The organism is Micromonospora radicis (assembly GCF_003583405.1).
Taxonomy (GTDB): domain Bacteria; phylum Actinomycetota; class Actinomycetes; order Mycobacteriales; family Micromonosporaceae; genus Micromonospora; species Micromonospora radicis.
In genome coordinates, this window is record NZ_QXEC01000006.1 from 1 (window position 1) to 26,958 (window position 26,958).

Annotated in this window: 28 protein-coding genes; 18 read left to right on the forward strand and 10 right to left on the reverse strand. The window is 66.2% G+C overall.

From position 1 onward, the window contains the following. Positions 1-383 precede the first annotated feature (383 nt). The 3 genes from D2L64_RS08300 to D2L64_RS08310 all read right to left on the reverse strand — a co-directional run bounded on the left by D2L64_RS08300 (position 384) and on the right by D2L64_RS08310 (position 1,923). Positions 384-908: a SecB chaperone gene (locus tag D2L64_RS08300; protein WP_119574143.1), complete on the reverse strand. Its 525-nt coding sequence runs from the start codon at positions 906-908 to the stop codon at positions 384-386. Beyond that, a complete protein-coding gene (locus D2L64_RS08305; RefSeq protein WP_158603477.1) occupies positions 905-1,351 on the reverse strand; it encodes a helix-turn-helix domain-containing protein in 447 nt (148 codons plus the stop codon). Before D2L64_RS08305 ends, D2L64_RS08300 begins: the two co-directional genes overlap by 4 nt. A gap of 158 nt (positions 1,352-1,509) precedes the next feature. Continuing rightward, a complete protein-coding gene (locus D2L64_RS08310; protein ID WP_158603478.1) occupies positions 1,510-1,923 on the reverse strand; it encodes a type II toxin-antitoxin system RelE/ParE family toxin in 414 nt (137 codons plus the stop codon). A gap of 731 nt (positions 1,924-2,654) precedes the next feature. On the opposite strand from D2L64_RS08310, the gene D2L64_RS08315 reads away from it, so the two are divergent. Beyond that, the gene (locus tag D2L64_RS08315) at positions 2,655-3,866 is read left to right on the forward strand and encodes a hypothetical protein (protein WP_119574146.1); all 1,212 of its coding nucleotides are present in this window, start codon (positions 2,655-2,657) and stop codon (positions 3,864-3,866) included. 58 nt (positions 3,867-3,924) lie between these two features. On the opposite strand, the gene D2L64_RS27235 is transcribed toward D2L64_RS08315, so the two are convergent. Further along, the gene (locus tag D2L64_RS27235) at positions 3,925-4,080 is read right to left on the reverse strand and encodes a hypothetical protein (protein ID WP_158603479.1); all 156 of its coding nucleotides are present in this window, start codon (positions 4,078-4,080) and stop codon (positions 3,925-3,927) included. Between the two features lie 624 nt (positions 4,081-4,704). Between D2L64_RS27235 and D2L64_RS27240 the strand changes: the two genes are divergently transcribed. Next, entirely contained in the window at positions 4,705-4,860 is a 156-nt protein-coding gene (locus D2L64_RS27240; protein ID WP_158603480.1) for a hypothetical protein, read from the forward strand. A gap of 287 nt (positions 4,861-5,147) precedes the next feature. Here the strand turns inward: D2L64_RS27240 and D2L64_RS08320 are convergent, their stop codons facing one another. Continuing rightward, on the reverse strand, positions 5,148-5,372 hold the full coding sequence (locus D2L64_RS08320; protein WP_147376215.1) for a hypothetical protein: 225 nt from the start codon (positions 5,370-5,372) through the stop codon (positions 5,148-5,150). A 369-nt stretch (positions 5,373-5,741) separates the two neighbouring features. Here D2L64_RS08320 and D2L64_RS08325 point away from each other — a divergent pair, with 369 nt between their 5' ends. Continuing rightward, positions 5,742-6,845 carry a low temperature requirement protein A gene (locus D2L64_RS08325; RefSeq protein WP_233558853.1) on the forward strand — a complete coding sequence of 368 codons (1,104 nt, stop codon included), beginning with the start codon at positions 5,742-5,744 and terminating at the stop codon, positions 6,843-6,845. Positions 6,846-7,242: 397 nt separating this feature from the next. Here the strand turns inward: D2L64_RS08325 and D2L64_RS28365 are convergent, their stop codons facing one another. The 3 genes from D2L64_RS28365 to D2L64_RS28470 are packed head-to-tail and all read right to left on the reverse strand — an operon-like array spanning position 7,243 to position 8,563. Next, a complete protein-coding gene (locus D2L64_RS28365; RefSeq protein ID WP_325049900.1) occupies positions 7,243-7,521 on the reverse strand; it encodes a cellulose binding domain-containing protein in 279 nt (92 codons plus the stop codon). Then, the gene (locus D2L64_RS28370) at positions 7,522-8,088 is read right to left on the reverse strand and encodes a cellulose binding domain-containing protein (RefSeq protein WP_325049901.1); all 567 of its coding nucleotides are present in this window, start codon (positions 8,086-8,088) and stop codon (positions 7,522-7,524) included. Beyond that, on the reverse strand, positions 7,979-8,563 hold the full coding sequence (locus D2L64_RS28470; protein WP_119574148.1) for a LacI family DNA-binding transcriptional regulator: 585 nt from the start codon (positions 8,561-8,563) through the stop codon (positions 7,979-7,981). Before D2L64_RS28470 ends, D2L64_RS28370 begins: the two co-directional genes overlap by 110 nt. Positions 8,564-9,197: 634 nt before the next feature. Between D2L64_RS28470 and D2L64_RS08340 the strand changes: the two genes are divergently transcribed. The 11 genes from D2L64_RS08340 to D2L64_RS08390 all read left to right on the forward strand — a co-directional run bounded on the left by D2L64_RS08340 (position 9,198) and on the right by D2L64_RS08390 (position 20,299). Further along, positions 9,198-9,560 (forward strand): aldehyde dehydrogenase family protein, encoded by a 363-nt coding sequence (locus D2L64_RS08340; protein WP_267898664.1) that lies wholly within the window; start codon positions 9,198-9,200, stop codon positions 9,558-9,560. Positions 9,561-9,632: 72 nt separating this feature from the next. Beyond that, positions 9,633-10,664, forward strand: a complete 1,032-nt coding sequence (locus D2L64_RS08345) for a LacI family DNA-binding transcriptional regulator (RefSeq protein WP_158603482.1) — start codon at positions 9,633-9,635, stop codon at positions 10,662-10,664. A 34-nt stretch (positions 10,665-10,698) separates the two neighbouring features. Further along, on the forward strand, positions 10,699-11,673 hold the full coding sequence (locus D2L64_RS08350) for a nucleoside hydrolase (protein ID WP_119574151.1): 975 nt from the start codon (positions 10,699-10,701) through the stop codon (positions 11,671-11,673). Between the two features lie 167 nt (positions 11,674-11,840). Next, the gene (locus D2L64_RS08355) at positions 11,841-13,385 is read left to right on the forward strand and encodes an ABC transporter substrate-binding protein (protein ID WP_119574152.1); all 1,545 of its coding nucleotides are present in this window, start codon (positions 11,841-11,843) and stop codon (positions 13,383-13,385) included. Continuing rightward, positions 13,385-14,365 carry a carbohydrate ABC transporter permease gene (locus D2L64_RS08360; protein WP_119574153.1) on the forward strand — a complete coding sequence of 327 codons (981 nt, stop codon included), beginning with the start codon at positions 13,385-13,387 and terminating at the stop codon, positions 14,363-14,365. Before D2L64_RS08355 ends, D2L64_RS08360 begins: the two co-directional genes overlap by 1 nt. Before the next feature lies 1 nt (position 14,366). Then, positions 14,367-15,206, forward strand: coding sequence for a carbohydrate ABC transporter permease (locus D2L64_RS08365; protein WP_119574154.1), 840 nt, complete (start codon positions 14,367-14,369; stop codon positions 15,204-15,206). After that, positions 15,206-16,288 carry an ABC transporter ATP-binding protein gene (locus D2L64_RS08370; RefSeq protein WP_119574155.1) on the forward strand — a complete coding sequence of 361 codons (1,083 nt, stop codon included), beginning with the start codon at positions 15,206-15,208 and terminating at the stop codon, positions 16,286-16,288. The genes D2L64_RS08365 and D2L64_RS08370 overlap by 1 nt, the downstream gene beginning before the upstream one ends. Position 16,289: 1 nt before the next feature. Continuing rightward, on the forward strand, positions 16,290-17,411 hold the full coding sequence (locus D2L64_RS08375; RefSeq protein WP_119574156.1) for an ABC transporter ATP-binding protein: 1,122 nt from the start codon (positions 16,290-16,292) through the stop codon (positions 17,409-17,411). Further along, on the forward strand, positions 17,408-18,355 hold the full coding sequence (locus D2L64_RS08380; RefSeq protein WP_119574157.1) for a ribokinase: 948 nt from the start codon (positions 17,408-17,410) through the stop codon (positions 18,353-18,355). The genes D2L64_RS08375 and D2L64_RS08380 overlap by 4 nt, the downstream gene beginning before the upstream one ends. A gap of 190 nt (positions 18,356-18,545) precedes the next feature. Beyond that, on the forward strand, positions 18,546-18,890 hold the full coding sequence (locus D2L64_RS08385) for a CHAT domain-containing protein (protein ID WP_147376216.1): 345 nt from the start codon (positions 18,546-18,548) through the stop codon (positions 18,888-18,890). Between the two features lie 170 nt (positions 18,891-19,060). Next, entirely contained in the window at positions 19,061-20,299 is a 1,239-nt protein-coding gene (locus D2L64_RS08390) for a RusA family crossover junction endodeoxyribonuclease (protein ID WP_147376217.1), read from the forward strand. A gap of 306 nt (positions 20,300-20,605) precedes the next feature. Here the strand turns inward: D2L64_RS08390 and D2L64_RS08395 are convergent, their stop codons facing one another. Together D2L64_RS08395 and D2L64_RS27065 are read right to left on the reverse strand one after the other, a co-directional pair. Beyond that, positions 20,606-21,541, reverse strand: coding sequence for an inositol monophosphatase family protein (locus tag D2L64_RS08395; protein WP_199714471.1), 936 nt, complete (start codon positions 21,539-21,541; stop codon positions 20,606-20,608). Positions 21,542-21,558: 17 nt separating this feature from the next. After that, complete coding sequence (locus tag D2L64_RS27065; protein ID WP_147376218.1) at positions 21,559-22,686, reverse strand: hypothetical protein; 1,128 nt, start codon at positions 22,684-22,686, stop codon at positions 21,559-21,561. Positions 22,687-23,262: 576 nt separating this feature from the next. On the opposite strand from D2L64_RS27065, the gene D2L64_RS08405 reads away from it, so the two are divergent. From D2L64_RS08405 to D2L64_RS08420, 4 genes are all read left to right on the forward strand, one after another. Further along, positions 23,263-24,213: an FAD-binding oxidoreductase gene (locus D2L64_RS08405; protein WP_233558870.1), complete on the forward strand. Its 951-nt coding sequence runs from the start codon at positions 23,263-23,265 to the stop codon at positions 24,211-24,213. After that, positions 24,204-24,917 carry an N-acetyltransferase gene (locus D2L64_RS08410; RefSeq protein WP_233558854.1) on the forward strand — a complete coding sequence of 238 codons (714 nt, stop codon included), beginning with the start codon at positions 24,204-24,206 and terminating at the stop codon, positions 24,915-24,917. Before D2L64_RS08405 ends, D2L64_RS08410 begins: the two co-directional genes overlap by 10 nt. A 100-nt stretch (positions 24,918-25,017) precedes the next feature. After that, entirely contained in the window at positions 25,018-25,401 is a 384-nt protein-coding gene (locus tag D2L64_RS08415) for a hypothetical protein (RefSeq protein ID WP_147376219.1), read from the forward strand. Then, a complete protein-coding gene (locus D2L64_RS08420) occupies positions 25,398-26,855 on the forward strand; it encodes an APC family permease (protein WP_233558855.1) in 1,458 nt (485 codons plus the stop codon). The genes D2L64_RS08415 and D2L64_RS08420 overlap by 4 nt, the downstream gene beginning before the upstream one ends. Positions 26,856-26,958 lie beyond the last annotated feature (103 nt).

Here is a 26,958-nt window from a genome sequence, read left to right on the forward strand (position 1 = left end):
ACCAGGGCCGGGCCTGCCGGCCCGCCGCCGCGCCTCTGGCCTCCGGCCGCCAGCGCGACGGTTCCAACCCGCCGGCGGCGCAACATACGAAGAAGCCCCGGGCCGCCATGGTCGATGGCAGATCCAGGGCTTCATGTCAAGCGGTCACAAAAGCAATGCCTCCGGCGGGGCGCTCAGGCACTCCGGGATGGTTGGGCCATCCCGACAACCTCCGTCCGGGCGGAGCCGAGTGGGTGGGGCCTGCCTGGTCAAGGTCGTTCAGCCGCTGGGTGCTCCACCTTGACCAGGCAGGCCCCACCCACTCCACAGATGTGCGGACGAAGGCCGACGGGATGGCTGGAAGGCTCGGCAGCCTCAATCTACCAAGAGGGCAGGGCGAAGGGTTATGAGTCCCTTCGGACCGGTAGCTGCAAGACACCAACCGTGAGCGGTGGAAGACCGAGCCTTCCAGTCACGTCGTAGACGTATTCACGCGCAAACGGGTAGAGCGCGAACTGTCCCGTCGTAAATGCGAAGGCTTGCAACTCGGCATCATTGACAGGATCGTCCCCATCGCGCATCTCCAGATGGAACAATGCCGCAAATTCAAAGGAAATGTCGGCTATGCTCCCTTCGTCATCGCCGTCATCGGTCTCAGCCCCGGCATCGTCTGTATCAGGAAGAACCTCCGTTGCCTCCGCAACCACTAAGGAGTACCTGCTCCTTAGGATGAAGGCGCTGTCGTCCTCTTCCCTCTCGACCGCGACATCCGTATCCAGCGACCACTTGAGACGGCTGCCTGTTGTTGGAAAGTGATCCAACTCGACAGACGACCCAAAAAGCCGGACATCCCGAATCTCTGCGCGTGCTGCGACCCGCGCCGCTGCCTGCTGGGCAGCGTATAGATCGATGTCGTCAGGTACCTTCATGCGGTCAGATCCCACTCGGACTTGGCTCCCCAGGCGCGAGCAAGGTTGCCGCGCTTCACAGGGACGCTCGAACCCGCAAGAGCAGGCTTTTCGGCACTGTATGCCGACACGCTAGGCGAAACCCAGTCGCACTCAGCAGGAAGCTCCAGGGAAATTCTGATTCGTCCCTCGACCGCCCGAGCATACCGCTGGATGGTCGACAAGCGAGGATCGCTTGCTTCGGTCTCAAACTCGGACACCGCAGGCTGCCGAATTCCCATTCGCCGGGCAACGGCCGTCTGCGTCAGGCGCAGGGCGCGACGCAGGGCAACAAGGCTGTCAAGGATCTTGTGGGTTTCCTGCGCGTCCTCGTAAGCGGCTCGAACCTCAGGATTCTCGGTCGCCTTCGCAAGGTAGGGCGCGAATTCGTCCTCAAAGGCGGAGCTATCGAACGGAGTGGCCAAGATGTCCGAATCCTTAACCCCGCCCACTGTTGCTCTCCCCTCACTTACCGTAACCCCACAACGAGTGCGGAGCCCTATCGGTTACTCCCGATGCTAGCCGGATCTTGGCTGCCGTGCTATAGCTTTGCCCATCTTGCGCATCACAGCTTGGGCTCGACTCAGCGGGGCGTCTTGCCAAACCTGGCTTCCCAGCGGTCGCGTCGATCCTTGGCCCGGTCAAGATCCTGCTTCGGGGTGGTCTGCTGGTTCTTGTAGAACGCCGTCAGTGCGACCCAGTGGGGGCCCCAGTTGGCGAACAGGACGCGGTAGTGGTCATTGCCCACCCGAGTGCGCAGCTCGTAGATGCCGCTGCCCAAATGATCAATATCCTTGCGCCTGGACTCGCCTGCGATGTGCCGCTTGACGACGGCCAGCAGCCGACCCCTTCCTGCCGCTGGAAGATCGTCGAACTCTTCCTGGGAGCGGGAGCGTCCCCCAATCTCAGGGCGGAACCAGATCCACTTGCGCTCAACCTGCGACTCCGACGAGTTCGCCGGAGCTTCATCGCTCCGACGGTTCCTGGATCGCGGCACGCAGCTCTCCGATCGACAATGCGGCGACAACTCCCTCAGGGGAGTAACAGTACCGCAGCAGCTTGTAGTTGAGCGCTGCTCGCGATCGGGGTTGGCACCTCCTCTTGGGGACCGCCACCAATGTCCTTATTGCTCTTTTTGGCGTACCGCGCCAACGGAGGCTTGTCGCCTGCTCGGTTCGAGCGCGGCACCCCGGCAGCAGCGTCGACGGGCGCGGCGCGGCAAGATCGTCAGGTACAGATCCGGTACATCTGAGAGGAACCAGCGACGGTAAACGCTGACAAGCGTCGGCAGAGTGCGCGCTGGTTGGAGCGCCGATCGGTCCGATTGATGATGTTCGTTCATTGCCGTGGGTGTAAGGGGTTCAAATCCCCTCAGCTCCACCACAAGGCAGCAGGTCAAGGGCGGGTTCTCGGATGGCCGAGAACCCGCCCTTGATCATTTGACCGTCATTTGACCGGCGGACAGAGCCCCAGACCGTGGCACGTGGCGGGCAAACTCAAGCCGAACGGGTGAGATGGGCGACAGCGGCAGCCCGGACAGAGCGTCACGCGGTGGCAGCTGTCCAGGGCTTAGCCCCGTAGATCAGGAGCCAAGGCCTTGTGGTTTGGACCTGAGCTGCACCAGCGATCACCCTGCTCGGCAGGTGCTGAGTGGAGAAGTTGCCTTCGCGGCGTTCATCGCTGCGGAAGGCGCTTGTACGAACGAAATTCCAAGACCATCCTGGCGAGATGAGCGACGACGGACCGACCTGGAAGTTGATCGACGAGATGATCGGTCGGGGCGGCCTCTCCGAGAATGGAGCCGCTGCGGCACGGTGGGCCGTTGGTCGTTTTCGCGTGCATCTCGGGGAGAAGTGGCCGACCCGCCAGTACGAAAGGCAGGGGTGGTTTCCGCGTGCGCTGCTTCTCGTCGGCACCTACCGCTACGCCCTACCTCAAGTGCTGTCGTGGGCGATGTGGCTGGACGCCGCCGCCAACGAGTCAACGTTTGCGAGCGTCCGGACCAACATGAAGAGGGGGATGGACACCTCGACTTGGCGGCACACCTGGCTACAACTGGAGATCTCCCGCGCGGCATCGAGCACGGGAGCGTCATTCAGCTTCGAGCCGCCGATTCCTGGCTCAGTCAAGAGCGGGGATCTCCTCATCGACCCTGAGGGCGGAAGTCCCTGGATGGTGGAGACCGTCACGGTGCCCCGGGCAGACATCGACATGGCGTGGGAGAACTACGAGGATCACTTCCTAGCCGCGATCAGGGGCATCGAGGGCAAGCGCAATGTGACATGCGTCGTCGTATTAGATGATCATTCGACTGAAGCCGACACGCAGGAGTGGCTGTTGGCCATCGATCTCATCGCCTCTATCGCGGCAGAGTCTCGCCAGGTGCAGGTGATCCAGTGGGACATTGGTGTGGTCACGGTCTACCCGGACCCGCCGCCGCCTGGTCCGAGCTTCACAGGCGCGGTCCAATACCGTGACGGGTGGCGTCGGCTGGGTCGGACTCTCGCCAAGAAGGCTGAGCAAATCACTGGCCCGCTGCCCGCCTGGGTGCGGGTGGACTGCCTGGACGGGCTTTTTCAGTTCACAGAGTGGACCAAGATGGCACCAACAGAACGCCTCGATGCGATTGCAGCGGTGATTCGTGCCAGCGTTGTCTGGCCCGCGAATGCACGTGGCGTCGTGTTGTCCAGCGGTGTTGGGGTGAACTTCGATGGCAACGACGCAGGCACCCAAGCAATCACCGTGCGGTCCGAGTCCGGAGTCTTCCTCCGGCGACTCGCCAATCCGTACCTTGTGCGCGAGACTTTCATCGTGCCCCTCGGCGATGCGGCGTCTGAACACGTCGACTGGTGGGTAGCCGCGTACGGCGACGAACCCGCCTGGCTGGATGCGGACCTCGCGGCAGCCGGTTTTTCAAAGACCGCCGATTTGCTGGCGTAGCCGTCCATGCCTGCTTGACGTGGGCGGACCGCGCTCCGTCGCGATCCGCCCAATGGCTTCACCGGATCCAGCGCACCGACCGGGTCAGTTCGTCGAGCGCGTTGAACGCGACGAGGGTAAGCACGACGGACGTGGCGGCGTCGGGGAAGTGACGTCCGGCGTAGCCGATGCCGCTGGCCAGGGCGAGCACTCCCACGGTTCGCAGGGGGATCACTCGTTCCGAAGTAGTCGACCCAGGTTGTTGCGGTCTATTTTCCCGTCGTATAGTCATCCTTGCGTTGACTCCTTCCTGCTATGCACGTAGTCGGATCGACGTAGTGACGGTTCCGGTTGTGACCCGGAGGCCCGTCTGAGTGCCCGGCCAATGACAGCTCGGCCGGGCACGCGAGGAGGACCCACGGGCGTATTGCCGTGGGTCACTCTTCGAGGTGTGACTGTAGTGGCTGAGCTTGTGCGACCCGCATTGCCCCCGGCATTGGTTAGCCTGGCTCGTGCGATGCACCAAGCAGTGGAAGTCTTCCGACACGCCGCCTTCATGGCGGCGAGCGATTTCCACGCGGCGCGGCAGCCGGCGCTCTCCAGGCAGCCAACGTAGTCTGGACCTCAGTAGAGGGACCGGCATTCCTCAGCCGGAACTGTGGGGCGAGCACTTCCGGTAGATCCCGCCGGACATCTCACACGCGGCGTTCAGTGGGCAGTACGTGCAGCGCGGGCCAGGCGCCGACGTAGCCCAGGGATCGAACACCGAGGTCGCGTGGGCGGCCGAGGTGCGAGTCGCCCCAGGCATAACCGAGGGCGCGAGCCGACGAAGGAACCGTCATGGGCCCGATCCACACCAATGGACCACGAATCCGCCGACCGCATCAGCGCGGCGGCCGACCGCGACCCCAGTTCGCCGACCGCGACTAGCAGCTTCGACGACCGGGCGCAGGAAGCGGCTGGCCGCAACGAGGCGGAAGATCCGTACGACTACGACGACTACGACATCGAGTAGACGGATCCGAAGTGCCCACCACCCCGTCACGGAGTGGTGGGCACTCACTTGACGCGGCCTTTGGGCTGACCCCGCTCCGCAGTCGGATGGGCGGGTACGGCGATGGGCCGGACGCTTGCCGGGGCGGTAGGAGTGTTCGCCGCGATTCTGCGGAGGCTCTCGGGCACCTGCGGATCCGCCCCGAAACCGCCATACAGATAGCAGCCACCTTCCTCAAGACCGGCGGCAAGCCCTCTCTGGTACCCGCTGTGAGCGAGTAACCGCGGGGTTGATGGTTGCCTGCCTTCTTAGCTCCGCATGAAGTCGGCCTGCTGCCGATCAAGCAGGTGCAGAGTCCCGGCCGCGAGGATGATCTGGAGGAGATCCACGGGTATGGCCGCGCGGAGGGCGAGCTCGTCGAGGGTGGTGCCGCGTGAGGCGAGCAGGTCGACGGCGTGGCCGATGATCGACGGCGCCTCGCGGGGACCGAGGTCTCCCGGTTCGGGGTAGCCCCACTCGGCGAGTATCGCCATCGCGCGCCGGTAGGTGTGGTCACGGTAGATGCCCAATCTGGTGGCCGCGGTAGACGAGGCTTTCAGCGACCTTGTCGTCGGCCCAGCCGGCCGTGGATCACCGCCTCCGAATGATCTTCAAGCAGCTCAAAGTCGGCTCACGCCGGAATCACCTACCCGACGATGGCAAACAAATGAGGAATTCATCTACCAGTCCTGGATTCCGATCAAGCAAGGCCGCGGTCTGAACGGAATAGCCGACATCTAATCTGCATAACCCGCTGGCACGCTTCGCCAAAGACTCCAACGCGAAGATCGTCGAGCATCGGTAGCGGACGAACTCGTTCGATATAGGTTCTGTGTCCGCGGCTGGCTGTCAGACTCGTCGGAGTGGCGTCCTTCCGTCGTGCGGGCCGGTTCCTGCCTGCGGCACCGGGTTCACGTGTCACGCGTCTCGAGTTGTTCTACGACCTTGTGTTCGTGTTCGCGTTTCTCAACGTGACGACCGTCGTGGCTGAGCACCTTGGTGTGGTGGCTCTCCTCAGCGGCCTAGTGGTGCTGGCGTTGTTGTGGTGGTGTTGGGTCGGTTTCGCTGCACTCGGCAATTTCCTGCGGGCCGATCAGGGCATAGTGCCGCTGGTCGGGTCGGTGACGGTGGTAGCCCTACTGGTGCTCACGCTGTCCCTGCCCGAGGCACTCATTGACCAGCCGGGCGGAGCGCCGGGGCCGCTGGTGTTCGCGGCTTGCTACCTGATCATCCGAGGGCTGCAGGTGCTCGTGCTGGCGATGAAAAGCCCGAACCGGGGCATAGGGCTGGGGCGGTTGATTCTGCCGATGGTCGTCAGTATGGCACTGATCCTGGTGGCCGCGCTGCTACCCGATCCGACGGTGGTGCCGTGGTCCGCGTGGTTGAAGCTCGGGCTGTGGACGTGCGCTGTGGGGGTGGAGTTCGCCGCTGGTGCCGGCATTCGGGGTTCCGGTGTGACGGTCGTGTCCGCCGGTCACTGGGCTGAGAGATATGCCCTGATCCTGCTCATAGCGCTCGGCGAGTCGATCATCGCGCTGGGCGTGGGAGCGGGGCTGGCCGCGGACCTGCCACTGGCCTGGCCGCTGATCACCGCAGCGGTTTGCGGTGCCGCCATCATCGCGGCGTTGTGGTGGATGTACTTCGACTCCCTCGCTCTCGGGCTGGAGCAGCACATGCACCGCACCCGCGATCCTGACGAGCGGGCGGCGCTCGCCAGAGACGCGTATGTCGTTCTGCACTTCGTACTGATCGCCGGAGCGATCTTCTTCGCTCTCGGACTCAAGCGGTATCTGACGAGGATCGGCGAGTCCGATGCCGGCTGGTTCATCCGCCCGTCGGGAATCGACGATGCCGCCCTTTTCGGTGGCGTACTCATCTACATCACCGGTCTGGTCGCCCTGCAATGGCGCAGCTTTCGGCGAGTCCGCCCGCCTCGGTCGTCGGCGCCACCGCGCTGGGAATCCTGATACCCACCACCAGCACACTGCCCGCAATCATCGGGTTAGCGCTGCTGGCATCGGTCTGTCTGCTACTGATCGTGACCGGACTACGCAGCACCGACCCGTTTCGAAGGCAGGTACGCGAAACGGCCCTACAGGAGCAGGTCGCCACCGAGCACGAACAGTCCGAGTGGCGCCGCCGCCACCTGTGAACGCGGCACAAACACGGCCCGGAGCACCTTGTCGCTGTCTTCCTCGAGCACCCGTCGGTGGAGGTCGCCGAACACCTAGCCTCCACCGACCCCCTGCTCTCGCCGTTGCACACGACTGCCGCCTGTAGCCGAGTAGATTTCGACCGGGCCGGCAGCGGTCCGGGCCGCCGAATGGCAGCACACCATTCGGCGGCCCGGTCCGCGGTCAGCCCTTATGTGCAGGCCACGCCGTTGACGGCGAACGCTGTCGGCCTCGGGTTGCTGCCGCTGTACGTGGCGTTGAAGCCCAGGCTCGCGGTGCCGCCGGGTGGCACGTTGCCGTTGCAGGACGCGTTGGTCACTGTCACCTGAGAGCCCGTCTGGCTCCAATGCCCGGACCAGCCCTGTGTGATCTGCTGGTTGGCGGGGAAGGTGAACGCCAGGGTCCATGCTGCCCAGGCCGTACGGCCGGTGTTGGTGATGGTGACGTTCCGGTGAACCCGCTGCCCCAATCATTGACGTCGTACGACACCCGGCAGCCGATTCCGCCGTTGGCCGTTGGATGGCGTGCTTGGCGACGGAGAACTGCTCGTCGAGGGTGTGGGGCTGACTGTCGGGCCCGGGCTGGTCGAGGGACTCGGGCCAGTGTCGGGCTCTTGACCCCAGATTCGGGTGCCGGCCTCGTACAGCGGAACCTTCGGGTTGACCGACGTGCCCGGTAGGTACGAGGGGTCGTTGGTCGGGTCCCAGGTCCCGCCCGCGGCCACTCCGATCTTGAACTCGACATCCATCCGGTGCGCGGATTGTCCGGCCGGAGCGATGGTGTAACCGGCGCAGTTGACCTCGACGTACCAGACGTCGCCGGAATGGTGCTTGGCGGCGGTCGGCGCCGGGTAGCCCTGGGTGTATCCCGGGGTCACCTGGACAGCTGCGGTGCCTTCCCGACGGAAGTAGTACCGGTACGAGGAACTAAGCAGAGCGCGCGCCGGGAACGCCGACTTGTTGTAGATCGTCACCTGCAGGCCAGTGGCACGGGGCTCGCTCTGCGTCACCGTGGTCACCACGGTGATCTCGTCCATGTCGGCTTTCTCTACAGGCGGGAAGTTGTCGCCGGCGCACGCTCAGCCGCTCCCCTACGGCTGGCGTGGGGTCGTTGTTGTTGCCCACCATCAGCACACCGTCTACCTTGCGGTGCCTCATCATCCCGATCAGTGACTGGAGACGCCCTGTGTCACCCTGGGTGTCCGTGGTGATCACCCACAGGTCGACGTCGCTGAGCGCAGACTCCGCGCCGAGCAGGATGAACCGCTGGATGGAGTAGCTGTCGTACCCGATCAGGCCCACCGTACCGCTGCGCCCGCTGATCAGCCCGCCCGCCATCGGGTTGGGGGTGAAGGACAACTCGCGTGCAGCCGCCAGCACCCGAGCACGTGTCTCCGCTGACACCTTACGCTGCCCATTAACGGCCTTCGAAGCGGTCGTTACCGAAACACCGGCGTGCCGAGCCACGTCAGTGAGGGTTGCAAAGCTGCGCCGTGTCCCCCACACCCCCACCCGCCGACTATGGCGTCAGCCCAGGCATCCGGACAAGTTGAGTTCAGCTGTACCGGCGGGCCGGCGGACGTCGAGTGACCCGTCGCTCCGTCGCGCGCCGGGGGCTCGACTTTCCCGCCGCGCCGTGACGCTCGACTCGTTCGCCACCATCCGGTAGCTCCGAGTGGCCAGAACTACCAGGCGGAACACCGTTCGCGCCGATCGCCTCCAGCGCGCCATCCCAGGCATGGCGGGCGTCGGTTTGCCGGATGGTCGGCGACGGTAGATCCACTGTTGGTGCTGGTCGCCTCGGTCCACCACCAACGAGTGCCGGGGATTGGGTGTCGCCGCCATATCCAGGCTCTTCAAACTCGTGCTCGGTCCTGACGAGTCAACCAACCTGACTCCACGCACCCGGGAAGATCATCCCGGGGCGGATGCGCAAGATCGGGCTGCGGGCTCCCATTATTGCCCGACGAGCATGGGTGAGCCGAATGATCATTATTAGCTGCCGCAGGTCGGTCAGCTTCACCGGCAGTACGGCCACGGGCGCGGTGGTCGCCCAGGCTGCAGGCGCGAGCGGCCTGGTTCTGGAGTGCGGCGACCATGGTGTGCGAGGACGCCGACGTGACCGCTGGGGCCCCGGATCTGCGCCGTGCCGGATACAGCCACGCGGGTCAGAGTTGCGTTTCGGTGCACATGTCTGCGTCCACCGCAGCATCACGTCGAGTTTCTCGACAACTTCACTTGCGAGGTGGAGAAGCTGACCTTCGGCAGCTCACTCGATCCGGCCACCGACATCGGTTCAATGGTCGACGACGAGGCGGCCGAGCGAGTCGTGAACTGGGCGGCGGCCGGGGCGACCATCACCACTGGCGTTCGCCGCGACGGCGACACGATGGGTCCGATGGTCGTCGCTGCTCCACCAACGGGCGCCGACCGCTGCCTGAGATGGGGCAAGCATCGCCTCGATCGCACGGGCAGATCTCGAAAAGGTCCGATTGCCCTCTTGACGTGACGGGAAACACGGCGGAAACATGAGGGCAACCGGTTGCAGCAACCGGTTGCACGAAGAAGGGCAGGTCAGCACGTGTCCAAACCCGCTTCGGTGGAGCCGTCCCGGCTGACCATCTACGACGTCGCCCGCCATGCCGGGGTCTCGACGTCCACGGTCAGCCGTGTGCTGGCCGGTCGGGACACGGTGTCCGCGACGACCCGTGAGGCGGTGCTGAAGGTCGCCCAGGATCTGGGCTACCGGCTCAACACCGTGGCACGCTCCCTGGCCACCCAGGTCAGCGACACTGTCGCGGTGCTGCTGCCGGACATCAGCAACCCGTTTTTCCCCAGCCTGGTGCGGGCCCTACAGGTCGAGGCGCAGCGCTACGGATACATGATCCTGCTCGGTGACACCGCCGGTGACGCCGACACCGAGCGTCGCTACCTCGACGGCCTGCTGTCCAAGCAGGTCCGGCACGTCTTCGTCGTCGGCCTCGGCCTGCCCCGGGCCGAGATCGAGGAGTACGCGCGGGCCGGCCTCGTGTTCATCGCGCTGGACCGGGCCCTGCCCGGCGGCACCGGCTACCTCGTGCAGTCCGACAACCGGGCCGGCGCTCGGCTCGCCACCCGTCACCTCATCGATCTCGGGCACCGGCGGATCGCGCATCTCGCCGGCCCGGCCGACGTAGCGGTCAGCCGGGAACGGCGCCGTGGCTACCTCGACGCGATCCGCGAGGCGGGCCTGGCCGAGGACGAGCAACTGGTCGTGGAGAGCTCGTTCTCCGAGGTCGGCGGGGCGAACGCCTACCGGCACCTGGTGGACCGGCAGGTCGACTACACGGCGATCTTCGCCGCCAACGACCTGATCGCCATTGGTGCCCTCTTCGAGGCCCACCAGCGTGGGCGCAACGCCCCCGACGACTTCTCACTCGTCGGCTTCGACGACGTCTCCCTGACCCGCTACACGTCGCCGCAGTTGACCACCGTACGCCAGGACGTCGTGGCGATGGCCCGCGCCGGCCTGCAGTTCATCGACCCGGAGCGCGCGCCGTCGCGGCGCCGCACCGTGACGCTGCCGGTCTCGCTCGAGATCCGGCAGTCGACCGCCCGTCCTACCGGCCGCTAGGCCGGCGGACGGCCGCAACAAGGAGGAGCAGTACATGGAACGGATGATCATCGACACCGACATCGGCACCTACTACGACGACGCGTTCGCCGTGCTGCTCGCGGTGAACTCGCCGGAGGTGAAGCTGGAGGGGGTGACCACCGTCTACGGCGACACCCGGCTACGCGCCGAGATCGCTTGCAAGATCCTGGAGTTCGTCGGCGCGCCCGAGGTGCCGGTGTACGCCGGTGTCGGCGACCCGCTCGGCGAGGCCGAGGCGCTGATGTTCGGCTTCGAGGGCGAGGGCGTCTTCGACGACGGTCGGCCGATCAAGGAGCCGGAGAAGGAGGGCGCGGTCGAGTTCATGGTGCGTCTGGTCCGGGAGAACCCGGGTGAGATCACCATCTGCACGCTCGGCGCGGTCAGCAACGTCGCGGCGGCGATCCGGCAGGACCCGGAGTTCGTCAAGAACCTCAAGCACCTGATCATCATGGGTGGCGTCATCGTCCCGATCGTCGACGAGAAGGGCGTGACGCGGTCGCCGGTCGAGGAGTACAACCTCAACAACGACCCGGTCGCGGCGAAGATCGTCTTCGACTCCGGCGCGAACATCACGCTGGTACCGATCGACGTCACCCTCCGGGTGCCGATGACCCAGGCCCAGATCGACTCGATGCGGACGGCGACGAGCAAGTCGGGCCAGATGGTCCACCGCATCCTCGAACCGTGGCCCGAGCAGGAGCGGTTGATCTACCTCAGCGTCGGCATCCCCACCGAGCACACCGGCATCTGGCTGCACGACCCGCTGACCATCGCGGTGGCGTACGACCCGAGCCTGGTCACGGTCGCCAAGCTTCACGTCGCCGCGGAGTACGCGCCGACGGTCATCCTGCGCGACATGCTGATCCGCAACGACATCCTGCGGACCATCCCCAAGAAGAAGGCACCCAACATGAACGTCGCGGTCGACGTGGACGCCGACCGGTTCACCGAACTGTTCGCGGATCGGATCATCAACGGCGGCTTCTGATCATGACTCAGCACCACGCGTACGGGATTAGTCACTCCCCGTGCGGTTAGACGGCCCGGCCGGAACGCGAACGGGCTTGCTTGGCGGCTTTCCCCGCGAGCGTTCCGGCCGAGCACCACACCCTGCTCTGGCGAGCGAGAAGTGCACTTTCATTCTAAGGAATCGCGATGTCGCGACACATCAGCAGTGGGGCGGGCCTGTCCCGTCGCCGTTTCCTCAGCACCGCCGCCCTGCTCGGCGGCGGCCTGGCAGTACCCGGCCTCCTCACCGCCTGCGGCGACGACGGCCCCGCCGAGAGCGGTCCGATCGAGGTACCGACCGGCCCGGACGCGTTCAAGGGCGTGACCGTCCGGGTAGCGGTGGGCAGCTTCATGTCGACCGGGGTACGGATCTTCAAGGACCAGTGGGAGGCCCAGACCGGAGGGCGGATCGAGATCGTAGAGATCCCCTTCGGCGACCTCTACTCGAAGCTGTTCCAGGCGTTCTCCTCCCGCACCGACGCGTACGACGTGGTGATCTACGCGGGCGGATGGGTCTCCGGATTCGCCAAGGCGAAGTTCATCCGGTCCCTGGAGGACCTGCATTCCCGGTACACCCAGAACTGGAACGACGTGCTGCCGAAGGTGCAGCAACTGACCTACTTCGGCGACGAGCGGTACACCGTGCCGCTCGACGGCGACGTGTTCATGATGTATTACCGCAAGGACGCCTTCGAGAACCCGACGGCGCGGCAGCGGTTCCGGGCCGAGAAGGGCCGTGACCTCACCGTCCCGGAGACCTGGGCCGAGTACCTCGAATGCGCCGAATTCTTCACCGGCTGGGACTGGGCCGGCAACGGGCGGCCCTGCTACGGCGTGCTCGAAGCGCTCAAACCCAAGGACGTCGGCGCGTACGTCTTCACCGCCCACGCCGCCGCCTACGCGGCCCATCCCGACCACCCGGGCCGGTTGTTCTTCGACCCGGCGACGATGGAGCCTGAGATCGGCAACGAGGGCTGGGTGCAGGCCCTGAAGGACTGGACCGCGCTCAAGGCCTCCGGCCCGTCGCAGATGGTGACCTACGGTGGCGGCGACCAGCGCGGCAACTTCGTCGCCGGGAACTACGCGTTGGCGATCGACTGGCCGGACATCGGCGTGCTCGCCCAGGACCAGAGCCAGTCGATCATCCAGGACAAGATCGGCTACGCCCCGATCCCCGGCTCGAAGCGGCTCTGGAACCCGGCGGACAAGCGCTGGGAGGACCGGGCGGAGGTGTCCCGGGCGCCGTACATGGGCTGGAGCGGGTGGCACGCCTCGGTCACCAGCACCACGAAGAACCCCGCCGCAGCGTGGAGTGTGGCGAGTTGGCTCGACACCACCGAGAACGCATTGGCCGGGGTCACCACGCCGGGCACCGCCCGTGGCCCGTACCGCACCGATCACTTCCAGCCGGACGCCTGGAGCACCGCCGACGACCGGTTCGTCGACGCCGCCGACTACCTCAAGGTGCAGCTCGACTCCTTCAACCACCCGAACGTGCAGTTCGACCTGCGCATCCCCGAGGCCGGGCGGTACTTCGAGGCGTTGGACACCGCGGCGCAACTGGCGCTGTCCGGGCAGAGCACGCCCGAGCAGGCGCTGCAACGGTGCGCCGAGGAGTGGAAGGCGATCACCGACCAGATTGGCAAGGACTCCCAGCAGGAGCTCTACCGCACGCTGCAAACGGGGCAGTGATGGCGGCTCCGCAATCGCGGGCCGCCGGGGGTCAGTGGCACAAGCACCTGCTGCTGTCCCCGCCACTGGCCTTCTTCGCCGCGTTCGCACTCTTCCCGCTCGGCTTCACCATCTATGTCAGCCTGAGCAACTGGTCGATCACCGGTGAGCACCGCTTCATCGGCTTCGGCAACTACGCCACCATTCTCGCCAGCGACACCTTCCGGCAGAGCTTCCTGAACACGGTCATCTTCGCCGTGGTCACGGTGCTGCTGCAGTACGTGCTCGGCCTCACCCTGGCGCTGCTGGTCTACCGGAGCACCCGGGGACAGAGCGCGCTGCGCCTGCTGCTGCTGGTGCCGATGATGTTCACCCCGGTCGTGGTCGGATTCGTCTGGAAGACCATGTTCGACCCCAGCTACGGGCCGATCAGCTGGCTGTTCGACCTGGTCGGGCTGCCACAGGTGCCGTGGTTCAGCGAGCAACTGCCGGCGATGACCGCCATCGTCATCGCCGACGTGTGGCAGTGGACCCCGTTCATGTTCCTCATCCTCTTCGCCGCCCTGCGGTCGCTGCCGACCGCGCCGCTGGAGGCAGCCATGGTCGACGGCGCGTCTGGCCGGCGACTGCTGTTCGACCACCTCCTGCCGATGCTGCTGCCGGCGTCGATGACGGCGATCCTGTTGCGCAGCATCGAGGCGTTCAAGCTGTTCGACGTCGTCTACCTGATGACCGGTGGGGGACCGGGCGTCAAGACGTCGACGGTCACGCTGAGCGCGTACTTCACCGGGCTGCGCAGCGGCGACCTCGGCACCGCCGCGGCCATGACGACCATGCTGCTGATCGTCGTCCTGATCGCCACGCTGGTGCTGCTGCGCCTGCTGATCTGGGCCGGGCGGCGGCGCAGTCGCACCGACGACGCCGCCCTGCAGGTGGAGCGTGACGACGTCGCCGACCTGACCGACACCGTCGACTCCCCGGTCACCACGGAGGTGAGGTGACATGCGCACTGCTGGTTGGGGCCGCCGCGCGGTCCTGTTCGTCTGGGTGCTGTTTGCGCTCTTCCCCGTCTACTGGACGCTCATCACCGCGTTCAAGCAGCAGGTCGACATCTACGACGGGCCAAGGTTCATCCCGTTCGTGGATTTCGAGCCGACGTTGCAGGCCTGGCGGACGCTGTTCGGCGACGGTGGCGGCGACTTCCTCGGCAAGTTCGCCAACAGCGTCGTCTTCTCGGGGGTGAGTTCGCTGCTGGCGGTCATCCTCGGTGGCTTCGCCGCGTACGGACTGGCCCGCTACCGCTATAAGTACGGGCCGTACCGCAACGACGACCTGTCGTTCCTGATCGTGTCGCAGCGCATCATGCCGCCGATCGTCTCCGTCCTCGCGCTGTACGTCGTCTTCGTCAACCTGCGGCTGCTGGACACCGCGTTCGGCATGATCCTCGCCTACACGGCGATGAACCTGCCGCTGACGGTCTACCTGCTGCGCACGTTCTTCGAGGCGATCCCGGTGGAGGTGGAGCACGCCGCCGCGCTCGACGGCTACCCGCAGTGGCAGCGGCTGTTGCGGGTCGTCTTCCCGCTGGCGGCGCCAGGTCTGGCCGCCGCGTTCCTACTGTCGTTCTTCTTCGCCTGGAACGACTTCCTGTTCTCACTCATGCTGACGTTCAACGACGCCCAGACGCTTCCGCTGTACATCACCTCCCTCAACGCGCAGTCGCAGCCGTTGTGGTGGCTGATCTCCGCAGTCGGGCTCGTCGCCCTGGTTCCCCCGGCCATCGTGACCGTGGTGCTGGACCGCTTCATGGCACGTCAGGTCCTCATCGGAGGGATGCGCTGATGGAAACACTCACGGTGACGGGGGTGAGCAAGACCTTCGGCGGCCCGCGCCCCGCGATCGCCGACCTGAGCTTCACCCTCGGCGGCGGCGAGTTCGGAGTCGTGGTCGGCCCGTCCGGGGCCGGCAAGACCACCCTGCTCAACATGATCGCCGGACTGGTGTCGCCCGACACGGGCGAGATCACCCTGAACGGGGGATCGCTGGCCGCCGTCGTGCCGGAGCGGCGGGACATCGCGATGGTGTTCGAGAACTACGCCCTCTATCCGCACCTCAGCGTCCGGCGCAATCTGGAGTTCCCGCTGCGCGCTCCGGTCCGCCGGGGACAGCTGTCCCGGTCGCAGATCGCCGCCCGGGTGGCAGAAGTCGCCGAGACGCTCCGCATCCCACACCTGCTGGACCGGCTGCCCTCGCAACTCAGCGGGGGCCAGCGGCAGCGGGTCTCGCTCGGCCGGGCACTCGTCAGGCGTCCGCGACTGCTGCTGCTCGACGAACCGATCACGCACCTGGACGCCAAGCTGCGGCACGAGATGCGTACGGAACTCAAGCGGATCCAGCGCGAACTCGGCGTCACCACGCTGTACGCAACGCCGGACCAGAGCGACGCCCTGGCGTTGGCGGACCTCGTGGTGGTGCTCGACGCCGGGCGGGCCTGGCAGGTCGGCTCGGCGGCGGACGTCTACGAACGACCCGCCAACGTGACGGTGGCCCGCACCCTCGGCGATCCGCGCATCAACCTGCTCCAGGGACGCCGTGACGCCACCGGCGTCACCGTGCTCGGCCAGCGGTTCGACGCCGGTCAGGGCCCTCCCGGCCCGGTCACCGTCGGCATCCGGCCCGGCGACGTCGAACTGTCGACCCAGCCGGTCCTCGGCGCGGTCGCCGGCCGGGTGCTGCTGTCGCAGACCCTCGGCTACCAGGACGTCGTCTACGTTGACGTCGCCGGCGCCACGGTCCGGGCGACCGCGCCGGCCGGGATCGCCGCACGACCCGGAAGCCCGGCCTGGGTCCGCCTGCCAGCGGCCCGTCTGCACGTCTTCGAGACCGCTACGGGACGGGCACTCCGGCACCGGGAGGTGGTGTGACATGGCCGGGGTGAACCTACGCGACGTCACCAAGAAGTACGGCCGCACCGAGGCGGTCAAGGGCATCAGCTTCGACATCGCCGACGGGGAAATGCTGGTCATCCTCGGGCCGTCCGGCTGCGGCAAGACTTCGACCCTGCGCATGATCGCCGGCCTGGAGACGGTCAGCTCCGGCACGATCAGCTTCGACGGCCGACCGGTCACCACCGTGCCACCGGCCCGGCGCAACGTCGCGATGGCCTTCGAGAACTACGGCCTGTACGAGCACTGGACAGTGTTCGACAACATCGCCTATCCGCTGCGACTGCGCGGCCTCGCCGACGGCGGCATCCGCCGCAAGGTGACCGCCGTGGCCGAGCAGTTGCAGATCACCGATGTGCTGCGGGCCCGACCGGCCGGTCTCTCCGGCGGCATGCGGCAGCGCATCGGCCTGGCTCGGGCCCTGGTCCGCGACCCCTCGGTGTTCCTGCTCGACGAGCCCATGTCGCACGTGGACGCCGACCTGCGCAACGACCTGCGCGCCGAGATCAAGCGCATCCACCTCGAGGTCGGGTCGACGATGATCGTCGTCACGCACGACCAGTTGGACGCGCTGACCATGGCCGACCGCATCCTGGTGATGGACGACGGACGGATCGAACAGCTCGACACCCCGACCGTGGTCTACGACACCCCGGCCACCACCTTCGTCGCCGGCTTCATCGGCGAGCCGCCGATGAACCTGGTCTCCGCCGAGCGTTCGGACGGCGGAGACACGTTGACCCTCGACGGCGGGGGACGGTTCGGCCCTCCACCGACGCTGCTCGACGCGGTGCCCACCGGCGCCAACGTGACCGTCGGGTTCCGGCCGCACCGGGTACGCCTCGAACCGGCCGCCGTGGCCGCCGCCTCGGGCGACCTGCGTCTCGACGCGACCGTGTACATGGTGGAGCCGCTAGGCGACCGCACCCTGGTCACCGTCCGGTGCGGCGACACCCGGATGAAGGTCGATCTGCCCGGCAGCCCCGGATTCACGGTCGACCAGCCGGTCCGGCTCACTGTCGACCAGGCCGACGTGCACGTCTTCGACCCGGCGGGCCGCCGCATCGACCCGGCCAGCGCGCGACGGGCGGCTGCCGCGTGAGCCCCGACCCGGCCACCGTGGTGGTCCTGGGCAGCATCAACATGGACATCGTCGTCACCACACCGCACATTCCGCGGCCCGGCGAAACGGTGCTGGCCAGCACCGCCCGATACCTGCCCGGCGGAAAGGGGGCCAACCAGGCGGTCGCCGCCGCCCAGCTCGGCGGGGACGTGGTGTTCATCGGGCGCACCGGCGACGACGACTTCGGTGACCGGATGCGCGCCGGACTGCACAACGCGGCGGTACGCGTCGACCACCTGCGCGCCCTGCCCGGCGAACCGTCGGGAGTGGCGTTCGTGGCCGTCGACGCCCACGGCGAGAACGTCATCGTGGTCTCGCCCGGCGCCAACGCCCAGCTCACCCCGACCGACCTGGACGCCCACGAGGGCGTGATCGCGCAGGCGGGGATCGGCGTCGCACAGTTGGAGACACCGCTGCCCACGGTGGCGCGCTTCGCCGAACTGTGCGGGGCGCACCGGGTGCCGCTGATCCTCAACGCCGCGCCGTACCAGCCCCTGCCCGACGGGCTGCTCGCCTGCTGCACGTACCTGGTGCTCAATCGCGAGGAGGTCACCGCGCTCACCGGCGTACCGGTGACCAACCGCGCGTCCGCCCGTGCCGCCCTCGACGCGACGGCCGGATATGGCGTCCCACATGTGATCGTCACGCTCGGCGGCGACGGCTGTGTCGCCCACAGCGACGGCCGCTACCTGGAGGCAGAGCCGCTCCCGGTAACCGTAGTGGACAGCACGGGCGCGGGAGATACCTTCGTCGGGGCATTGGGCGCCGCGCTGGCCCGTGGGGACGACCTGCCGGCGGCGCTGCGGTTCGCGACCGCCGCAGGAGCACTGGCCTGTTGCCAGGTCGGCGCTCAGCAACACGGCATCAGCCGCCAGGACGTCGAGGATCTGCTCCGGCGGCACCAGTCACCGGCCATACCGTGACGCCCGCGAGGAACACCATCGGGAGCCACCGTGAAGGACTGCGGCGTGACTGTGGCGATGCCGCAGGGGCAAAGCTGGACGGCTCATCCGGCGCGCGAACGATGTCACTCGTGTGGCTGAACGGTGGCCGAGTCGTCACATCACGTTACGGATGCAAACGGTTCGGTCAGAGTCGGTAGATGTGGCAGGCGTGGATGTCGACTTCGTGCTGTTGGCCCGGCTGTTGAAGGGCACGGATCACCCGCCGACGCTGCTGGTGCTCAATGCATGTGACTCGTATGAGGGCGCGGAAACGTTGCTGGACGTCGTCCCAGTGGTTGTGGCGATGGTCGATGAGATCAGCGACGCCGCCGCGAAAGCATTCGTGATCAAGTTCTACGCCGCTATCGCGAGCGGCCAGTCCCTTGCATCGGCGCTCGCTCAGGGGCAGGCCGCGAGCGAGTTCCTGACCGGCGAAGGGAACACCCCTGAGGTGCTCACGCAGCCGGGTCTGCGCTCGGAGGACGTGCTCCTGGTGACCGCCCCGCCTTCATGACACCGCGCTACAACCCTGGCGTCCTCGTTCCGGCGATAGACCGCGCTGCGCTCACCCGGTACCGTCGCTCTGTGGCTGGAAACGGGGCGGAGAGCAGCTTCTGGACATCGCCCGACGCCTGGCAGTACCAGTCGCCTCGCCGTCGCCAGCGCGCACGACGGATCAGCGTCATGGGGGAGCCGGAGGGGAAGGGCCGGCGCGGAACTCACGCCGAGAAGGCGTTCCGCAGCCAAGTCGCCGAGCAACTGCGGCGCACAAAGCGACGCCCCATGACGGGCCACGTGGCGCTTGACTTGCATTTCTGGTCGACACGAAAGACTCCTGCAGCCATCCACCGAATGGCGAAGTGGGTCCTCGACGTCCTCGGAGAAACACACGTCAGCGACTCGTCAGTCGACCTGCGGCCCAGCCTCTACCGCGACGACCGGCAGGTGAAACTTCTGCACGTCACCCTGCACCAGAACTGGCCAGGGCAAGACGGCTCACGAAGCGCAGCCGTACCCGCGACGTGGATCTTCGCCCAGCCCTTGCGCGACGTCCTCGAGGACATCCGTGTTATGGGTGAACTGCGCTCCCGTAACGACCCCGAGCTGCCGGATCTTGCTGAACTGGACGAGAACGACTATCCCGACATCGGTGGAGCCGAGGCGTGGGACGTCGACGTGCCATCCCCGGGAGTCGATCCCGTTCAGAACCGAATCAACGACTTCCTCGTCCGTTGGGGTTCCTTCCACAATGCCGAGAGGGCGCAGAAGGTGGCCCTGACCTCGATGGACCTTCAGCTCGACCTCGCGCTTGAGCTCGGGTGGCGCAGGATCGCCAACACCCGTTTGGCGCAGTCCGCCGCTGGCCATCGGCGCCGCAAGCTCGATGAGATGCGGGACCGGTACGCCGCCGAGCACTGGGAGCACGTCCTGTCGTTTCCCTTCAATATCCGGCTACCGCCTCTACCGGCAACACAAGCTGAGCGGGACTCTTTCCGAACGGCGATTCGGTCGAGCTTGGACTGCTTTCACCGCCGGTGGCCGGCGTGGAAGACGCTGCTCGTGCCACTTAAGGTCACGCTGATCGTGGTACCCCCGCTGCAAGGCAAGGATCTCGACAACGTTGCGCTCGATGTCCTACCCGCTGTACACGACATCTTCCGACCCCACATCGAACCTTGGCAATTGTCACCGCTCTACCCGGAGGGCGATGAAGCTGCGGCCGACCGTCAGCGGGCCATGAAGCGGCTGAAGTCTCTGAACAGCGAAAGCGTGACCGCCTATCAGGTCATCGAACTGCAAAGAATGCCGAGCGACCCTCCCGCCGGTTTCCTCCAGCTCATGCTGGGACTCGGCAGCGGGTACGACCATGTCGCGCAGAGTCTATGGATCCGCAACGACAGCAAGTTGTTGCGCCTCCCATGAAGCGGTGGCATGCAGTCGACAAGACCGACGCAGGTCCGCCGGTCGAGGCGCACCGCGTTGAGCCGCGCGACGACGTCGGCAATCAACGACAACGCCGTACCTCCCATCGCGCTTACATCTATCGAGGAGCCCGTCGGGCCGACCTCCGCGCACTGGCCAAGCCCGACCACCCGGCTCTGGATCTCTGGCCACGAACGCCAGCAGTCACCGGCGTGCTTGGAATGGCCTCGAAAAACCAGTACGCCCGACACGGGATCGCGCTGCTCAATGAACTGCCGCTACCTCCGGTGGCGGAACTGCCAGTCCTCATTGGGGTAGGTCTAGATGGCGCAGGATATCCCGAGCCAGCTCATAAGTGCCGGCGGCAACAAACTTCTGCCTTTGGTTCATCGCTCGCGCAATATCGGGCAATGACTGCAAGCTGTAGTCCAGGGGAATTGGCTCACCTGCAAGGTCGAGCACGGTGCCACCCGCGGATTGTAGGATGTAGTGCCCCGGAGCCAGATCCCAGATGGCGAATCCTTTGGCGAACTCCAGTACGCCTTCGGTGAATCCTGCGGCGACGTGGCAAAGGCTTACTGAGCCGAAATCAACCCCGATCCTGCCTCGATGCTTGCCATCCTCGGCCGCCTGGTCCAGGGCGCTGATCAGGCGCTCTTGGCGGCTCAGGGGAAGAAGGCGTTCGCCTGGGCGCATGAGGAAATTTGTGAGTAGCGAATCTGATAGACTCTTCCGGGTTGGCTGGCCCAGCTTGTAGAAACCTCCGTCTGTGGTGTACGCGTACGCGTAGTCCCTGCCGTCGTCGTGCCGGGCCGCGAGGTAGAGCCGAACGTGGTGGTAGATATCGCCGACTACTGACACAATCGGCCGCGCCAGAGAGCGCGAGTAGATCATCACATGTGTATATCCAAGAAGTCCCCGTACGGCCAACTCGCTGGTGTCGAGTGGGTCGACAAGGACGCACAGGTCCGGATCTCTCTCGTTGCCGACTACCTGTGGATCTGCCTCCTCGGATGCATACACGAACGAGTCGATGTGATGGGCCATCAACTCGCGATACCTATCATGCATCCACATGTCGTGAACTGACAGGAAATTGTCAGAGTGACGTACATTATCGCTCTCGCCGGCATTCCCGGAAAAGGCGGCTTCCATCAGCTTGGGGCGAATCTCAAGGATGAGAGCTTCCACTACATCCGCTGTGCTCTTGGCAAGTTCAGGCAGGTGGGCTGCGTTACTCACGGCACCTCCGATGATGGTCAGCGTAGTTCGAGGGGTGGCTCAATGCCGGGTGGGCTCATCGTTGCGGCTATGAACACGGCTGAAAAGTCAGCCGCCCGCATGATCTGTGCGCCCGTTAGGTCGTCGAAGCTCGTCACTTCTAGGTCCGAGCCTTTGGTCATTGCACCGAACACTGCGAAGTAAAGCAAGGCGCCTGGGTATCTTCGCCGAATTTCGCTGGCGATGAATCCGACCACGTCCGCATGCTTGACTTCGAAGTCGCATATGAGAATCGTAGGGGCTTCACCAGCCTCCGGATACGAAGAAGTTGGGCCCAGGGTGATGCTGTCACGTACCTTATTGCAACGAAGGTAACCTATATGGCAGCGGGAAAATTGGGCGGAAGCAAGGAATGTGGCCATCACCAAGCCTGCCTCGTTGACGCCAAAGCAGATATCGACCTCAAGGCGTCTCCCCAGATTTTTTATTTGCCTTATGAGTCTCTCGATCCCGAAGCCGAAAGTGTTCCAATCGAGATCTAGCAGGTTTCCGGGATGGGGATTCGGTAGCGAGAAGACGCAGATCTCAGGGTTTCCGTAGTCGACGGTAGGGGCGACGAGGTTGAAGTCGGGACCAATGCTTTGATTTTGACTGTCAGTCTGCCGGGCTGGGTGGGCGGCTGGATCGACGGTTGAATGCGGAAGTTCCTTCTCTTTTGCGGAGAAGCTCTTTAGTGAAAGCTGATCCTCTGGAGGGAGTCGTTCGTATGCCTCTGAGATTAGATCGCTGGGCGAGATCTTCTCGGCAGCTACCCCGAGCGGCCCCCGGCCATATGCTTCGGCAAGGACTAGAAGGCTAGAGAAGGTCGGTGGTGAGCCCGCCCCCCGGCTGCGTGCCCAGGTTTCCCACGCATTGATGGTTGTTCCGCCGAGGGTTGTCTGAAATCCGGTCACCTCGTTATAGCGAATTGCCGCCTGGTCCTGGGACAGCCCGGCTGCATAGCGGTACGCCTGGATGCTAGGAACCTCTGGATGCCGACTCATCAACTCGGCAGCTACCGCCTTCACGGATGCCGTTTCCTGCCACAGTTGCTTGCCAAGGCGGGCCAACTCGCGACCGCGCGACTGAGGGCTGACGGCTTGACCAGTAGATGCAGAAGTGCCCATTTTGCTCCCTCCTGGCGGGTGCGAGGCGCTAGCGATGGACGACGATCCAACGCACCATACCCATCCTGATGGGCAAGATGGGCGCGGTGACGCGTTTGCGCTGTTCATCGTTGCCCACAGACCAGTCCGGCTATGGCCACCGGAACAGGTGTGTCGCGCAGTCACGAGTTGGAACCCTGTCCTCCACGCCGTCAGGGGCGATGCGGTCGACGGGATAGCAGCTCCAGCGGGCAGAGCTGCGTGAAGGGCGGATGGACGAGATGGTTGGGCTGATCGGCAGCCGACGGTCCTGGATACGTTGTGTTCAAGGGCGGCAAGATGACTGAACTTGAGCCGCTACAGGCTTCTGCACCCGAAACTCATGATCGTGCCGCCGACTACTTCCGGTCTCACCTTGAGGACCGAAGCGTGCGTCTTCTTCCGTCGGGCCTGGCGCCGATATTCTTCTCGACGTTTTCGCAGCTTGTCGCTGGGACGGGCGATCCGTCGGGGAGGCGGGCTGCGCTTGCGGTCCTGGGTCGGATGTACCGCCGATTTGGTCTTCAGCCGTACCACGACACCTGTGTCGCAGCGGCGATGGTGGATACGGTGCGTCGGTTCGCAGATGACAAGTGGGACCCAGCTCTTGCCGTCGCCTGGGAGCGAGGTTGTCGGCGAGCGTTGCGGTTGGCGGAGCGGGCGGCGGACATCGTGGGGCATGGGCCCCAGGTCACGGTCGGTGAGGTGGAGTGCCGGGATTCGGTGTCTGATGGTGTGGCGGTGTTGACCGTACGGCCGGTGCGGCGGTTGCGGTTTCTGCCTGGTCAGGCGTTGCCGGTGTGTACGCCTCGGGTGCCGGGGGTGTGGCGGTGGTTGTCGCCGGCGAATGCTCCTCGTCCGGACGGGACGGTGGAGTTCCACATCCGCGCGGTGGCGGGCGGCGCGGTGTCGCCGGTGCTGGTGGAGCAGGTCGCGCTGGGGGAGCGGCTGTGGTTGGGGCCGACATGTGATGTCGGCCTGTCGCTGGAGGCCGCCGGTAGCGCTGACCTGCTGCTGGTGGCTGGTGGTACGGGGCTGGCTCCGTTGAAGGCGTTGGTGGAGCAGGTGGCGGCAGCACCGACCGGGCGGCGGGTGACCTTGGTGGTTGGGACACGCACACTGCCCGACCTGTATGACGCGGTGGCGTTGGACAAGCTTGCGTCGGCGCATGGGGACTGGCTGACGGTGGTGGTGGCGTTCTCCGACGATCGTGATGTCGAGCCGGCCGCGCAGGGAGACGCGCTGACCTTGGCGATCTATCACCACCGGAGCAGTCAGGCGATCTATGTTTGCGGCCCTCCACAGATGATCGAAGCGGCTCGACAGCGGTTACCTCTGACGGGTGTTGCCGGTGACCGTCTGCACCTGGCCACCACTTTCGACCGCGCCTTCGATTCGGCGGTGTGGATGAGCTATCAGTGGGCCGCGTCGCGCGGACCACTGCCTGCTCGGGACCACGCGGAAGGCGACGGTGTTGAAGGATCTTCGGGGGAGCTGGCATGCGGCTGACGAACTCTGGTGTCCGTCGCGCGACGGACGATGATGCTGAGGGGCTGTCCGCGATCGTGACCGGCGCGCTGTTGACCAGCCGGTTGAGTGCCTGGCTGGTGTCCGATCCGATCGAACGGCCGAGGGTCGTGCGGCGGTACGCGCAGCTTGTGGTGGCGCAGGGGTTGGCGCACGGCATGGTCGACACGACCGATGACCTTGCTGGTGTGGCGGTGTGGTACTCGCGGCCGGTGCCACCGCCGCCGTCGGCGGCGTGGATGTATGACCTGCATCGGGTGCTCGGTGTGCACGCTGCCCGGTTCGGTCTGCTGCACGCGTATGTCGACGCGTTGCACCCGTACACCGCGCATCACTACCTGGCGCACCTGGCGGTGACTCCCGGCCGGCGGCAGGCGGGTGTGGGTGCGGCGTTGCTGGCCCGCCACCACCGCCTGCTCGACGCGGAGCAGTTGCCGTCGTACGCGGAGGTGAGCACCGACCGCCCTCGGGAGGGGCTGCTCGCTGGGCTGGGTTACGAGCCGCGGTCTCCGATTCTGCTTCAGCCGGGTGGTCCGGCGCTGTGGCGGATGTGGCGGCAACCCGTGCGCCCTGGGCAGCCGGATGAGGCGGCCGGAGACGGGCTGCCGCGACGGGTCCGTGCCGAGCGCACCGCGATGCCGTTTCGCGGCGCGGTGAGGCTGGCGGCATCACCGCGTTCTCCGTGATCCACGTGTTCTGACATCACCTCGTTCACCTGCTGACGCGTCATCTGTTCGCCCAGCGGGGCAGCTCGTCGTACCCAATTTCGACAGGAGGGTTCTGCTCATGCTGACCATGACCAGCCGTCCCGCCGTCATGTCCGCCCGGCGACGGCGGCCTGTCAGGTGGTGGGCCATGCGCCTTGGCGTTCGAAGTGTCGCCGGTGTCGTCCTGGAAACGGGAGGCGGCACATCGACGGAGTACCTGTGGGGTTACGCGATCCGTCGTGAATGGCCCGGTGGCGAGCATGACCTGTTCGGGTTCACGGCCGACAAGGACACCGCGCAGCGGAACCTCGTCCGCGACAAGAGCTACTGGCATGACGGCCCGGTGCGGCCAGCGGCGGTGTTCGTCGTGCCGGCCGCCACCGCCGACGTGGAGCGGCATCCGGTGGACGGCTGCCGCAACTCGTGGTGCCCGAACCAGCCGGGGCAGGGGGAGTCACGGTGACGGCGCAGGTGCAGGTGGCGCTGGCGCGTCGGACGCTGACGCCGGTCGGGTTGTGGGTGTTCGGCGCGGCGGCGTCCGCCCCGATGGTGGTCCTCGCCGGCGGTATCCCCGCGATCTACGCGACCACGGGTGTGACCGCGGTGCCGTTGACGTTTGTGCTGGTAGCAGGCGCGGTGGCGCTGCTCGCGGTGGGATACACGGCGATGGCCCGCCAGGTCGGGCATCCCGCCGCTTACTACGGCATCCTCGCCCAAGGGCTTGGCCGGGGTTGGGGTGTGGCCGGCGGCATGGTGGCTCTGCTGGCCTACAACGCGATTCAGATCAGCCTGTACGGCCTGCTCGGGGCGACCCTCGCCGCACAGTGGGGCGGGTCCTGGTGGGTGTGGGCGGGTATCGCCGTGGCCCTGGTCGGGGTGCTGGGAGTACGGGCGATCGTGCTGTCGACCCGGGCCCTGGCGGTGGTGTTGGCGGTGTCGTTGCTGGTCGTCGCGGTGTTCGTGGTGGCCGGTGTGGGACGGCCAGCAGACGGTGGCCTGTCGTGGGCGGGTTTCGACGCCTCCGGGTTGATGGTCGGCGGCATGGGTGGGGCGGTCGCGTTCTGCGTGGCGGCGTTCACCGGCATCGACGCGCCCGGCTCTTTTGTAGAGGAGGCGATCGATCGGCGTGCGGTGGGCCGGGCCACGATCGTCGGGGCGCTCGTGCTCGGTGGGGTGTATGCGGCTGCGGCGTGGGCGATGGGGGTGGCGGTCGGTCCGTATGCCGTCGCCGAGCTGGCTGCCCAGCCGGGCAGTGACCTGACGTCGGTGATCCTCGGACGGCTCGGTAGCGGGTGGGTGGCCGTGGCGGGCGTGGTGTTGATCTTCGCGATCGTCACGTCGAAGCTGTCGTTCCACTCGGTCATCGCACGCTACGTGTTCGCCATGGCCCGGGAAGGAGTGCTGCCCACCGGGCTCGCGGGCGCGGACAGCGGCACGCGGGTCACCGCGCCGCGCGGCGGTTCGGTGGCGCAGACGGTCGTCGCCTCGGTGGTGGTGGCGGGGCTCGCGGTGGCCGGGGTCGATCCGGTCACGCAGATGTTCACCTGGCTGTCGAGCCTGGGAGCGCTGGGTTTGCTGTGTCTGCTGCTGGCCACGTCGGTAGCGGCGCTGGCCGCCCCGGACTGGGTCCGGGGTGAGCGGGCCGGGGTGTGGCAGTGGCGTATCGCGCCGGGGGCGGGTGTGTTCGCCGGGTCGGTGGTGCTGGTGGCGATGGTCGGCAACGTCGGGCCGCTGCTGGGTGCCGCGCCCGGGTCGCTGTTCCCGCTGCTGCTACCCGCGATCGTCGGTGCCGCCGCAGCCGTGGGCGGGACGTGGGCCACGCACCTGCGCCAGGCCCGGCCGGACGTCTACGCCGGTATCGGGCGCGGCACACCGGCCACGAACGCCGTTCCCGACGCCATCCACGTCTCGATCTGACAAGGGGGCGACGATGATGACCTACGCACGACGACCGACCGGACCCTACGGTCCGCCAGATCCGCTGCACCCCGGATGGCGACCGGAGCCGACCGCCGACCTG